Source organism: Acinetobacter bereziniae (genome assembly GCF_016576965.1).
Lineage (GTDB): Bacteria > Pseudomonadota > Gammaproteobacteria > Pseudomonadales > Moraxellaceae > Acinetobacter > Acinetobacter bereziniae.
Window position 1 is genome coordinate 2,510,459 of sequence record NZ_CP066119.1, and the last position, 12,949, is coordinate 2,523,407.

A 12,949-nucleotide genomic window follows, 5' to 3' on the forward strand; every position below is an offset into this window, starting at 1 on the left:
TATTTTTAATTTCTCAGTTTTTTAATGCATTATTTGTGATTGTAAAATTAACTTCGCCAACTCTAAATCGTCAGGATAAGTGATTTTAATATTATCTGAACGCCCCATCACGACTTGGACAGTGTGATTACTATGTTCTAAAGCACTCGCTTCATCTGTAATCATGACTCCATCGTTAAGCGCTGTTTCAATGGCTGTTTTTAAAATTGAAAATGTTGAAATTTGAGGCGTTTGTGCTTGCCACAATTGATCACGATTCACTGTTTTAACAATATTATGTTGCTGATCAACACGCTTTAAGGTATCTCTCACAGGGATTGCAAGAATCGCATTGCTATTTAAGTTGATTGCTGTATTAAGTAGATTGACAAGACACTCACGTGTTACACATGGACGTGCAGCATCATGTACAAAGACAAAATCATCAGGTTGGGCAAATTGTTCGAGATAGCTTAATGCATTTAGCACGGAGTCAACACGTTCATTGCCACCTAAACAAAAATGACTTAAATGTTTATTTTTTAGAGCCAATGTCTGGGCATAATGGTCTTGCTCACCAATTGCAAGTACATAACCCGCAAGTGGCAATTCATTTAAACGGTCGATGGTATGCGCTAAGACTGTTTTATTTTGAATAATTTGATATTGCTTAAGTTCTGTTTTTGAAAAACGACGACCTGAGCCAGCAGCCGGGACAATTGCCCAAATTTTACGGTTGGTCTGGTACAGGTTCGTTATCGTCTTCATTGGTTCTTAAGTCTACATTTGGATCTGTATAAATCTGCTTATAATGGGTACTAATCGTACTCATTTGTACAAATGTTTCATGTGGCTTCACTAGACCGAGATCTAAACGTGCATGTTCTTCTATGGCCTCAGAACCATTTTTCAAATCATACACTTCAGCAGCGAGGATACGGTTGCGTTCTTTTAGATCAGCATTGACTTCAGCTTGCTGTTCAATTTGCTGTACTAAAGCTTGGTGAGGAAAATGACCTCCCTCACCAAACCAGAAGCGATATTGCAATACTGCAACGATTAAAATCGCCAGTATTGCAATCACTTTACTTGAAGTAGTTTTAAAGACTTCTAACATTTCAAAGAGATTAATTCAGACCTTTGAATTCAGCTTTACCGCGATAAGCTGCATGAGTCAACTCTTCGATACGAAGTAATTGGTTATATTTTGCAACACGGTCAGAACGGCAAAGTGAACCTGTCTTGATTTGACCAGCAGCAGTACCTACAGCCAAGTCCGCAATGGTAGAATCTTCTGTTTCACCAGAACGATGTGAAATAACTGTGCTATAACCATTTGCTTTAGCAAGATAAATCGCATCTAAAGTTTCTGACAATGTACCAATTTGGTTGTATTTGATTAAGATCGAGTTACCAACTTTCTCATCAATACCACGTTGTAAAATCTTAGGATTAGTTACAAACAAATCGTCACCAACCAATTGGATTTTATCACCGAGAATAGAAGTCAAATAACTCCAACCTTCCCAATCAGACTCATCCAAACCATCTTCGATTGAGATAATTGGATATTGTTTTACAAGACCAGCTAAGTAGTCAGCAAACTGGTTGCTTGTAAATGCTTTGTTGCCTTCTCCAGCAAGAATGTATTGACCATTCTTGTAGAATTCAGAAGATGCACAGTCAAGCGCTAACATGATGTCAGAACCCGCTTTATAACCTGTGGTTTCAATAGCAGAAAGGATAACTGTAATCGCTTCTTCGTTTGAACGTAAGTTTGGTGCAAAACCACCTTCGTCACCCACCGCAGTGTTTAAACCTTGCTTTTTCAATACAGATTTCAAAGCATGGAAAATTTCCGCACCAGCACGCAAAGATTCAGCAAATGAAGTGAAGCCTACAGGCTCAATCATGAACTCTTGGATATCAACAGTGTTATCTGCATGAGCACCACCGTTCAAAATATTCATCATTGGAACTGGCATAGTCAAAGTTGTTTGACCACGTAAGTCTGCGATGTATTGGAACAATTCAGTTTTTTTCTCAGTTGCAGCAGCACGTGCAGCAGCTAAAGATACAGCCAAAGTTGCGTTTGCACCTAATTTTTCTTTATTTTCAGTGCCATCAAGCGCAATCATTTTGTCATCAAGCGCTTTTTGTTCAAATACGTTTTGACCTTTTAATAAGTCTTTGATTTGACCATTTACGTTTTGAACTGCAGTGCGAACACCTTTACCTAAGTAACGTGATTTGTCACCGTCACGAAGTTCTAAAGCTTCACGAGAACCAGTTGAAGCACCAGATGGTGCACATGCACGGCCAACAACGCCAGAGTCTAGGATTACGTCTGCTTCGATGGTTGGGTTACCACGAGAGTCCAAAATTTCACGTGCACGAATGTCAACGATTTGGCTCATGAATAATTCCTCAGTTGATTAAAAATAAGATGCTGTTTAAGGGCATCAATGAGTATCTAACTTTTTGAAACCTTTAACTAAGGTATCCAATTCTTTTAATTGTGCTAAGAATGGCTCAAGTTGAGACATACGCAATGCACAAGGTCCATCACATTTTGCTTTTTCAGGATCTGGATGTGCTTCTAAGAACAACCCAGCCAAACCTGTTGCCATACCTGCTCGCGCCAATGTAGTGATTTGCGCACGGCGTCCACCCGCTGAATCTGCACGACCGCCTGGTGTTTGTAAGGCATGGGTGACATCAAAAAATACAGGAACATTCATTTCTTTCATGGTATCAAAACCAAGCATATCAACAACCAAGTTATTGTAGCCAAATGATGTACCACGCTCACACAGAATGAGTTTGTCATTACCAGCTTCTAAACACTTGTTGAGAATATGGCTCATTTCACGCGGAGAAAGGAATTGTGCTTTTTTGATATTGATAATGGCTTGTGTTTTCGCCATTGCTTCAACCAAATCTGTCTGACGACTTAAAAATGCAGGAAGCTGAATGATATCTGCCACTTCAGCGACAGGTGCAGCTTGGTAAGGTTCGTGAACATCTGTAATAATCGGCACATTAAAATGTTTTTTAATGTCGGCTAACCATTCAATTCCCTTTTCCAAACCTGGACCACGGAATGAATGTAAGCTTGAGCGATTGGCTTTATCAAAACTGGCTTTAAATACATAAGGGATATTTAAGCGCGTACAAATATCGACATAAGTCTCTGCAATTTCAAAAGCCAAGTCTTTCGACTCAAGTACGTTCATTCCGCCGAATAGTACAAATGGCAAGTGATTTGCCATTTGTATATCGCCTAAACGTACAATTTCTTGTGGTTTTAATTGTGACATTTAAACTTCCTAGTTTGTTTTACACACTTACTTACTGTTTTGGTGCTGCTTTTTTGCGGCATCGATAAAACTAGCAAATAATGGATGCCCATCACGTGGTGAACTTGTAAATTCTGGATGGAATTGTACAGCAATAAACCAAGGATGGTCAGGAATTTCTACTGTTTCAACAAGATGTTGCGCAGTTGAATAGCCTGAAATTTTCATGCCTGCTTGTTCAATTGCAGGAATGAAACGATCGTTCATTTCATAGCGATGGCGATGGCGTTCAGTAATTTCTGCTTTCGCATACACTTCACGTGTTTTAGTGCCTTCAACCAACTCGGATGTTTGTGCACCTAAACGCATTGTTCCACCCAGATTTGACTCAGTGCTACGATGCTGAATTTCACCACGTTCGTCTAACCATTCAGTGATTAAACCAATCAATGGGAATTTTGTTGAACGATTAAATTCTGTAGACGTTGCTTCTGGCATACCTGCAACATGACGAGCAAACTCAATCACAGCCAATTGCATACCCAAGCAAATACCCAAAAATGGTACTTTGTTTTCACGTGCATATTGAATAGCTTGCATTTTGCCTTCAGTACCACGCTCACCAAAGCCACCAGGTACCAAGATCGCATCGACATCTTTTAAGATTTCAGCAGGATTTTGGCTTTCCAATTCTTCTGCATTGATATAATCAATTTGAACTTTAACGCGATTTTGAATACCAGCATGTAAAAGTGCTTCATTGACAGATTTATAAGCATCTGGCAATTCAACGTATTTACCGACCATTGCAACACGAATGGTGTATTCAGGATTAAGTAAAGCTTCTACAACGTGATCCCAGTCTGCAAGATCTGCTTCTGGCAAGTTGATATAACCAAAACGTTCACAGATTAAATCATCAACATTTTGTTCGTAGAATGTACGTGGAATTTGATAAATCGAACGTGCATCTTTACAGACCACAACCGCACGCGCTTCAACGTTGGTAAAGAGTGCAATTTTACGTGTGGTATCGGCATCAACATCATGCTCAGTACGACAAATCAAAATGTCAGGCTGAATACCAATCGACAATAACTCTTTCACTGAATGTTGAGTTGGCTTAGTTTTAAGTTCAGCAGCAGACTTGATATAAGGTAATAAAGTCAAATGCATTAACATGGTACGTTTATGACCAAGCTCAACCATCAACTGACGTACAGATTCCATGAATGGGAGGGATTCAATGTCACCGACTGTACCACCGATTTCAACGATAGCAACGTCATAACCTTCGCCTGCACGAAGTACACGCTCTTTAATATTATCCGTAATATGTGGAATAACTTGGACTGTACCACCGAGATAATCACCACGACGTTCTTTATTCAAAACATCTTGATATACACGACCAGACGTAAAGTTATTCAATTTGGTCATTTTGGCACGACGTAAGAAACGTTCGTAATAACCCAAATCTAAATCAGTTTCAGCACCATCTTCTGTGACAAATACTTCACCGTGCTGGAATGGGCTCATCGTCCCAGGATCGACATTAATGTATGGATCCATTTTGACCATGGTTACTTTTAAACCACGGGCTTCTAAAAGTGCAGCAACTGAAGCAGCTGAAATACCTTTACCTAGTGATGATACAACACCACCAGTGACGAATATAAAATGGGTCATCAAGTTTCTCGTACAATGGAGCCTAAATTGGCCTACAATGTTGTGCGATTTTACTTTACCTTGTACCAAGAAAGCAAAGTCAATTCACATCAATTCATAGAACAATAAACAATTGGCTATTCTATCAGCATTTCCAATAAAAATTTAGCACTTGATAAGGTGATTTTTAAATATCATTTTGCTGTTATACTAGTTAACATCTCTTTAATCTGTTTTGTTTTGAGTAATTATGAATAAGAAATTTTTAATTTGTGGCGCAATTGCGACAGCACTACTTGTATCTGCTTGTGTAAAAAAAGAAGAGCCGAAAGAGACTGAGCAAGAGAAAGTTGAAACTGCTCAAACAGCGGCATCTGAACCAGCTCAATTTGAAAGCTTACCGAGTGCTGAACAAAATACTCAACAAGTCGAAATTCCTGCGCATGTAGAAGTTGAACGTACTGAAACAGCGAATACAACAACAGAAATTCGTCGTGAACCAACGCATGAAGCGCTTGCAACAACACAGGCTGCTGAAAATAAACCTGCTGCAACAGAAGCTAAACCTGCAAAAGCAGAGTCAGTGAAGACTGAAACAGCTCAAACTGCACCAAAGACCCAGACTGCGCCTAAAGCAAACTCTGGCACTGCTCAATCTGAAGATGACGCAGTTGCTGCTGCAATCGCTGCAGCTACACCTGCATTGAAAAACTAAAAGCTTATTTTTCAACAAAGAACTAGTTTTGTAAGCAAAAAACCAGTCATTTGGACTGAACCCCAAATCTTGGACAGTTTAGTTAACGCTGGATTGAGTTCTGAATTGAACAGGGCTCAATCCTTTTAGTTTAATTTGTATTCTCTCATGATTATAGTAATGGATGTAGTCATGAATTTGTTGCTCTAAGACTTCAATGCTTTCTGGTTTCTCTAGATAAATCGTCTCTGATTTTAATGTACCAAAGAAACTCTCCATCAAAGCATTGTCCCAACAATTCCCTTTTCTACTCATACTTTGCTTAATCTTATTCGCTTTAAGCGTACTCCTAAATTGGCTCATTTGATAATGCCAGCCTTGATCTGAATGAAGCATAAGCTTGTGTTTTCGTGAGTTTGGTAAATGACTTATGGCTTGATCAAGCATATCTTTAACAAGTTGAAATACTGGGCGTCTTGAAAGTGTATAGCTCACAATCTCATTGTTATAGCAGTCTAAAATCGGAGATAAATATAACTTCGTATCAGCAACTTTAAATTCGGTTATATCTGTCAGCCAACGCTTATTGGGTCGCTTCGCTTCAAAGTTACGTTTGAGTTTATTTTTGACTATTTTATTGGATGTACCTTTGTAGGCATTGTACTTTTTACGCCGAATCAATGAAATTAAACCAAAGCCTCTCATCAACCTAGCAATCAATTTATGGTTATGATGAAGACCTTGTTGCTTCAAGGCTAAAGTGATTCGTCTATAACCATATCTACCTTTATGCTGATCATAAATTTGGCAAATTCGTTGCTTGAGCTCTGCATATTTATCTACGGCATTTAGCTTGGCTTTATGATAGTAGAAACTACTCCTCGATAACTCAGCAATATCTAAAAGCAATGGCAAAGCAAACTCAGTACTCATCTGATCAATCAACCTTGCTTGTTGTCCTTTTTGGGTGGATTCAGCAAGGCGTCGAGCTTTTTTAAGTAAGCATTCTCAGCGCGTAAATAGAGTAGTTCATGCTGAAGCTCAGCAGTTGTTTTTTCATGATCAGGTTTATCAACAATATATTTATGTTTATTTTTAGACATGGGTGCTCTTCCTTTAGACTTTGGTTCTAGTCCAAGCATACCATCGGTTTGATAGATTTTACGCCATACACTGATCAAACTCGGGGAAGAAATACCAAAACGAAGAGCTGTATCAGATAAACTTAATCGCTCATCCTGCATAGTTGTTAATACTTTATATTTAAATTCAGCTGTATAAATTGTCTTATTCTGTTTTGGTTTTATTGCATCAATTCCACCTAAGTTGAATTGAGCCAACCATTTAGAGACATCCTTATCACTAATCGAAAAATGCTTGGCTGTTGATAAACTAGAATGGCCTTGAACATAATAAGCAATGACTGCTTGTTTAAACTTTAAATTGTATTTCATAAAAATACCCTATAAGTTGTGTCCAACTTATAGGGTTCAGTTCAATTCATGACTGGTTTTTTGCTAATTATAATCTTCATAATAAATATAATACTAAGATATAGTAAAACCGCCTAATTATTCACACAAGTAATATTTATATACTACTGATATTAAATAAAATTTATTCTTTTTATACGATTTTAATGATTCATTTATTTTGCCCTTTTGAATCATAGGTGGTCGTGCTATCGTGAGGCGACATGGATGTCGCCATGTTGAGCGGGGGTATATGAGCAAAAACAAAGCACTGCTTTGTTTGTAGCGTAAGAACCCTATTAGACGAAAGATTTTTGTCACTTTTCATGTCTGAAAAGTGAGTCATCGCATGCGCAAAAAAAATTTAAACTTTAGATGTAAAACGTGGCAGTGCAAGCTTTAGATCATCAAACAATATATTGATCACATTCATTTTAGTGATTAAGAGAAACGATATTTTACAGTATGGTTTTTTCAACAGATTGACTATACTGAATACTGTTTTAGAAAGTCCGCCATTAAACGTGAAGCCCAAGATTTGGTATTCAAGCCTTCATAAAAACCACAATGACTGCCCTTTTTGGTCGTCACCACCACCACGTTATCCATATTCTGAATGGTTTCCTTATAAGGTTCCAAGTTTTTAATTGAGCACACCGGGTCATCTTCTGCATTTAGAATCATCAGTGGAATTTTAACATTTTCAAAAACATAAATAGGATTGGTGGCTTTTGAATAACTTTCATAATCTGAAAAACCAGCCATTTCAAAATATTCAGTCTGAAACTCTTGTAATGTTTTGGTTCTCAATACATTTTGTACTGAATGTACTGGTGTCCACGTTTGTGTATAAGGCGTGATAAATGCTTTAAACAATTTTTTGGTCATCACCTTGGTATAAAAAGGATGTACATTTTCAAAACCAATTTCAGTATCATAGCCCGGGCACATCGCAAATGCTGCTTTAAATGGTGTGTCTAGACCTTGCTCACCCAAATAGCGTACCAACAATCCAGTACCTGCGGATGATCCCACCGCAAACAATTCAGTCTGTGGAAATAAATCCTGTATATAGCTCAATTGCTCTTTTAGATCGGATGTTGAACCAAAAATTGACATCAATGGAACAGGCATAGGTAGACCTGCATGCCCACGGCGTAAACATAGTGCAATTCGCCAACCCGTATACTCATGTAAATCTTTAACTAATTCACGCATACTTTCTGGCGTTCCAGTAATGGTATGCATGATCACAATGGTCGGTGTCTCTTCAGGTAGATCATAACCATACCATGCAATAGCAGTAACGCCACCATCTTGCATAGTGATTTGATCAATCCGGTCATATTGCAACTTAACTGTCTTTTTTTTAATTAAATCAAAATATAAAAGGTGTGCGTGTGTATTGGTCAACCACGGTGTAGGACGATATTTGTCTTGTAATTGAGGTAGTTTATCTAAGATCTCAGACATTGCACCTTGCTGATTAAAATACAACTTTGGCAATTCAGCGCCAGTCACTTGATCTAATAAACTTTGGGTAATCTCGGTAAACTTATGGAGTACAGACATTTTCCACCTCAACTTTTTATTTATGATAATCATACTTTAAATATGGGAGTCAACGCTCCCAGTATTTATTTATACCATTATGCTTTGGGTATAAAGGCAGCCATTCGTTGCCCCATTTGGGCAGCTAAAGCTTCCAATCCACTTTTCGGGCGAATCATCACTTCAAAATCTACAATTTTTCCAGCCTCATTAAAACGAATCATATCAATCCCTTTTAACTTTTTCTCAGCAACATTGGCTGAAAACTCTAACACTACACTCTGCTCATCGTCTGTATAAAACTCTCGATGATAGGTAAAATTTTCAAAAATTTGGATCACATTGCTTAAAATAAAAAAAACAACTTGCTTCCCTTCATATGGGTGATAAGCCACTGGCGAGCGAAAAACCACATCATCCGCAAGCAGTTCATTTAAAATACTCATATCACGGCTTTCTAGCATCTGATGCCATTTTTGTATTGCAGATTTGCTTTGTGTAAAACTCATTTCTTTCATCCTGAATAGAATCCTCCCTAATAAAAGTTTTAAAGACAATTCAACAAAGAGAGGATTTTGATTAAGTTTTTAAATTGGATTAAATCACTGCTGCTAATTCTGCGCCTTGACGAATCGCACGTTTAGCATCCAATTCTCCCGCTTCCTTCGCGCCACCAATTAAATGAACTGATTTTCCTTCCGCTTGAAGTTGATCAAACATCGCAGTAAATGGCTCTTGTCCAGCACAAATCACCACATGATCAACATCTAAAATCATGACCTTGTCACCAACGGTAATATGCAAGCCTTGATCATCAATCTTGTCATAACGTGCACCTGGGATCATATTGACATGACGATGTTTCAGACCTGTACGATGAATCCATCCAGTTGTCTTACCTAAACCCGCACCCACAGAATCGGTTTTACGTTGCAGTAAATAGATTTCACGAGGCGATTGCTCAACTTCTGGCTGCTTTAAGCCACCCACATGCGCATAAGATGTGTCAATCCCCCATTCATCATAGAATTTCTGAGGATTTAAACTGCCACTCTCACCTTCATGTGAAAGGTACTCAGCGGTATCAAAGCCAATACCGCCTGCGCCGATGATTGCGACTTTTTTGCCAACAGGCTTACGATCACGTAAAACCTCGATATAGGACAATACTTTCGGATGATCAATGCCTTCAATATTTAGATGGCGTGGTGTCACACCTGTAGCCACAACAATTTCATCAAACTTTGCAGCATTCAATTCTTCATATGTCGCAGTATGGTTGAGTACCAGTTTAATGTTGGGTTGTAATTCAATTTTACGTTTGAAATAACGTAAGGTTTCATAGAACTCTTCTTTACCTGGAATGGTTTTGGCAATGTTGAACTGACCGCCAATCTGATTAGATGCTTCAAAAACGGTGACTTTATGTCCACGATCTGCGGCATACGTTGCAAAGCTTAAACCAGCAGGTCCTGCACCAATCACGGCGATATTTTTAATAACATCGGATTGCTTAAAAATCAGTTCAGTTTCATAGCAAGCACGTGGATTGACTAAACATGTAGCAATTTTCATGGAGAAAATATGATCTAGGCACGCCTGATTACAACCAATACAAGTATTAATTTCATCTGCACGACCTTGTTCAGCCTTTTGCACAAAATGAGAATCTGCAAGCATCGGACGCGCCATAGAAATCATATCAGCATCGCCTTGAGCCAAGACATGCTCTGCCATTTCTGGGGTATTGATACGGTTCGATGTGATTAAAGGTACTTTAACAGAACCTTTTAATTTTTTAGTCACCCAAGTAAACGCTGCACGAGGTACTTTGGTCGCAATCGTCGGGATTCGTGCTTCATGCCAACCGATTCCAGTATTGATAATCGTTGCACCAGCTTTTTCAATTTCTTTCGCCAAGTGAATGACTTCTTCGAGCGTAGAACCACCTTCAACCAAGTCCAACATAGACAAGCGATAAATAATAATAAAGTTTTCACCTACCTCTTGGCGTGTTCTTCTTACAATTTCAATTGGAAAACGGATACGGTTTTCATAACTGCCACCCCACTCATCATCACGGTGATTAGTTCTTGCAGCAATAAACTCGTTGATCAGATAACCTTCTGATCCCATAATTTCTACACCGTCATAGCCTGCAATTTGTGACAATCGGGCACAATTGGCAAAGTCTGCAATCGTTTGATGAACTTCTGCTGACGTTAGTGCATGTGGCTTGGTTGGATTAATTGGGGCTTGAATCGCTGAAGGTGCAACGTTTTCAGGCTGATAAGAGTAACGTCCAGTATGTAAAATTTGTAGTGCAATTTTACCTCCAGCATCATGAACTGCTTGAGTAATGACTTTATGTTTTTCTGCTTCTTCTAAATGATCTAATTTTGAACCACCAAAAAATGTTACACCATGATCATTGGGTGAAATACCACCTGTAACAATCAGTCCTACACCACCTGCAGCACGTTCTGCATAAAATGCAGCCATACGCTCATATCCACCTTGAACTTCTTCCAGTCCAACGTGCATAGAACCCATCAACACTCTATTCTTTAATGTAGTAAAGCCTAAATCTAAAGGCGCAAGTAGATGCGGATAATTAGACATGTAAACTCCTTGGCGTGCATTCGCTAGCTATCAATCTGATGAAAAAGTCTAATATTTTTTAATGCAACAAGTTGCATAGTTTGGGTATTTATAATCGAGATTTGATTTTTATGCAACATGTTGCATAATGACTTTATATTCATTTTATTGACCTAATATTACACAATGTCATTAGCCCATGTTTTATTGACCAGTCTGATCGAAAAACCAAGCACAGGTTTTGAGTTGGCTCGACGCTTTGACCGATCCATGGGATTCTTTTGGAATGCGACCCATCAGCAAATATACCGTGAACTCAACGGCATGCAAAAAAAAGGCTGGATTTCGACTTTAGAAGATCAGGCGGATCAAGGTCGTAAAAAAACCTATCAGGTTGAACAACTTGGGCGTGTCGAGTTGGCTGACTGGATGGTTAAGCAAGGACAGCCTGCTCAACTTCGTGAAGAGCTTATGGTACGCTTACGTGCTGAAGCACAATTTGGTGGAAATACTGTTTTACCTGAATTAGAACGTCATTTAAAATTGCATCAAGAAAATTTAAAACTCTATCTTCAAATTTTTTCCAAAGATTTTGAACACACAGAGACACTTGATCGTACTTTATATATCCATAAAATGATTTTACAATTGGGAATAGACTTGGAAACTGGCTGGATCAACTGGCTCAATGAAGTGATTCCACGACTAAAAGCATTTGAGAATAAAGACAATCCGTAGGAATATGCATGCCACACTATACAATGCCTGATGGCGAGAAATTATTTGTCCGTGAAATTGGTCAAGGCGAGCCTGTAGTTGTTTTGTCTGGTTTAGGCATGCATAGCTGGCAGTGGTTACCTTTTTTATTACCCAACATTAAACAATACAAATTTTATATCCCCGACTGGCGTGGTTTTGGTGGCTCGAAGACGTGTAATATTCCACAAGATATAGATGCAATATCAAATCACTGGCGTGACCTTGACAGCTTAATTGATCAACTGAATTTAGATAATTTTATTCTCATGGGTTATTCCATGGGCGCAACCACAGCCATGCATGGTATGCAGTATGGAAATTTGGCTGGCAAATTAAAAGCTTATTTACATATCGATCAAACCCCTAAAATTCCAACAGACGATACTTGGGAATTTGGTTTATTTGGCAAAAAATATTTTAAAATAAAGCGCTTACTCAAAGATTTTTCTGACTTTTTACATCAGTATTCTCAGTATCGTTTTGTCGATGAATTGCCGATTGAGCCAAGAACAGAACTGATTCAAATTTGGTTGAATTTCATTAAAATTCAAGGCAGTAATAAATTAAGTCCATTTATGTTTAATTTAGCCTTAAAACATCCACAACTCCAAAAACACTTATTGCCTATCCGTCGCATGGACTATTTAACGTGGTATATCGACAATTATCTCAATCATAATGAAGATTATCGTGATGCCATTGCTCAATTGGCTTGCCCTACGACCTTCTTTATTGGTGAAAAGTCTTCACTGTATCCAGCTGAAGGACAAATGCAAGTTTCCAATAGTTTGATCAATGCTAAAAATATTATATTTAAACGCTCCGGACATACTCCTCTTATCACTGAACCTGTCAAGTTTAGTCAAGAAATTCGCTCTTTTCTAAAACAGTCTGCATAAGCGATATTTATAAAAAATCCTCGTTTA

Annotated in this window: 13 protein-coding genes; 3 read left to right on the forward strand and 10 right to left on the reverse strand. The window is 38.4% G+C overall.

Features of this window, described 5'->3' with window-relative positions; all coding sequences use genetic code 11:
* Positions 1–21: 21 nt before the first annotated feature.
* Genes ispD through I9192_RS11915 form a run of 5 tightly spaced genes read right to left on the reverse strand, consistent with a single transcriptional unit; the run spans position 22 to position 4,967 of the window.
* Positions 22–747 carry a 2-C-methyl-D-erythritol 4-phosphate cytidylyltransferase gene (ispD, locus tag I9192_RS11895; RefSeq protein ID WP_005031833.1) on the reverse strand — a complete coding sequence of 242 codons (726 nt, stop codon included), beginning with the start codon at positions 745–747 and terminating at the stop codon, positions 22–24.
* On the reverse strand, positions 710–1,096 hold the full coding sequence (gene ftsB, locus I9192_RS11900; RefSeq protein WP_004830565.1) for a cell division protein FtsB: 387 nt from the start codon (positions 1,094–1,096) through the stop codon (positions 710–712). Before ftsB ends, ispD begins: the two co-directional genes overlap by 38 nt.
* Before the next feature lie 10 nt (positions 1,097–1,106).
* Positions 1,107–2,396, reverse strand: a complete 1,290-nt coding sequence (gene eno, locus I9192_RS11905) for a phosphopyruvate hydratase (protein ID WP_004830564.1) — start codon at positions 2,394–2,396, stop codon at positions 1,107–1,109.
* Positions 2,397–2,441: 45 nt separating this feature from the next.
* On the reverse strand, positions 2,442–3,299 hold the full coding sequence (kdsA, locus tag I9192_RS11910) for a 3-deoxy-8-phosphooctulonate synthase (protein ID WP_004830563.1): 858 nt from the start codon (positions 3,297–3,299) through the stop codon (positions 2,442–2,444).
* A 27-nt stretch (positions 3,300–3,326) separates the two neighbouring features.
* Positions 3,327–4,967: a CTP synthase gene (locus tag I9192_RS11915; protein ID WP_004830562.1), complete on the reverse strand. Its 1,641-nt coding sequence runs from the start codon at positions 4,965–4,967 to the stop codon at positions 3,327–3,329.
* Positions 4,968–5,196: 229 nt separating this feature from the next.
* On the opposite strand from I9192_RS11915, the gene I9192_RS11920 reads away from it, so the two are divergent.
* Positions 5,197–5,661 (forward strand): hypothetical protein, encoded by a 465-nt coding sequence (locus tag I9192_RS11920; RefSeq protein WP_004830561.1) that lies wholly within the window; start codon positions 5,197–5,199, stop codon positions 5,659–5,661.
* Between the two features lie 78 nt (positions 5,662–5,739).
* On the opposite strand, the gene I9192_RS11925 is transcribed toward I9192_RS11920, so the two are convergent.
* From I9192_RS11925 to I9192_RS11945, 5 genes are all read right to left on the reverse strand, one after another.
* A complete protein-coding gene (locus I9192_RS11925; protein WP_010591792.1) occupies positions 5,740–6,585 on the reverse strand; it encodes an IS3 family transposase in 846 nt (281 codons plus the stop codon).
* Entirely contained in the window at positions 6,582–7,094 is a 513-nt protein-coding gene (locus I9192_RS11930) for a helix-turn-helix domain-containing protein (protein ID WP_200149833.1), read from the reverse strand. The genes I9192_RS11925 and I9192_RS11930 overlap by 4 nt, the downstream gene beginning before the upstream one ends.
* 504 nt (positions 7,095–7,598) lie before the next feature.
* Positions 7,599–8,684 carry a YheT family hydrolase gene (locus I9192_RS11935; RefSeq protein WP_005031834.1) on the reverse strand — a complete coding sequence of 362 codons (1,086 nt, stop codon included), beginning with the start codon at positions 8,682–8,684 and terminating at the stop codon, positions 7,599–7,601.
* Between the two features lie 77 nt (positions 8,685–8,761).
* Entirely contained in the window at positions 8,762–9,172 is a 411-nt protein-coding gene (locus I9192_RS11940; protein ID WP_005031835.1) for a nuclear transport factor 2 family protein, read from the reverse strand.
* 88 nt (positions 9,173–9,260) lie between these two features.
* Entirely contained in the window at positions 9,261–11,285 is a 2,025-nt protein-coding gene (locus tag I9192_RS11945; RefSeq protein WP_005031836.1) for an NADPH-dependent 2,4-dienoyl-CoA reductase, read from the reverse strand.
* 165 nt (positions 11,286–11,450) lie between these two features.
* Between I9192_RS11945 and I9192_RS11950 the strand changes: the two genes are divergently transcribed.
* On the forward strand, positions 11,451–12,002 hold the full coding sequence (locus I9192_RS11950) for a PadR family transcriptional regulator (protein ID WP_005031837.1): 552 nt from the start codon (positions 11,451–11,453) through the stop codon (positions 12,000–12,002).
* An 8-nt stretch (positions 12,003–12,010) separates the two neighbouring features.
* A complete protein-coding gene (locus I9192_RS11955; RefSeq protein WP_005031839.1) occupies positions 12,011–12,922 on the forward strand; it encodes an alpha/beta fold hydrolase in 912 nt (303 codons plus the stop codon).
* Positions 12,923–12,949: the final 27 nt, after the last annotated feature.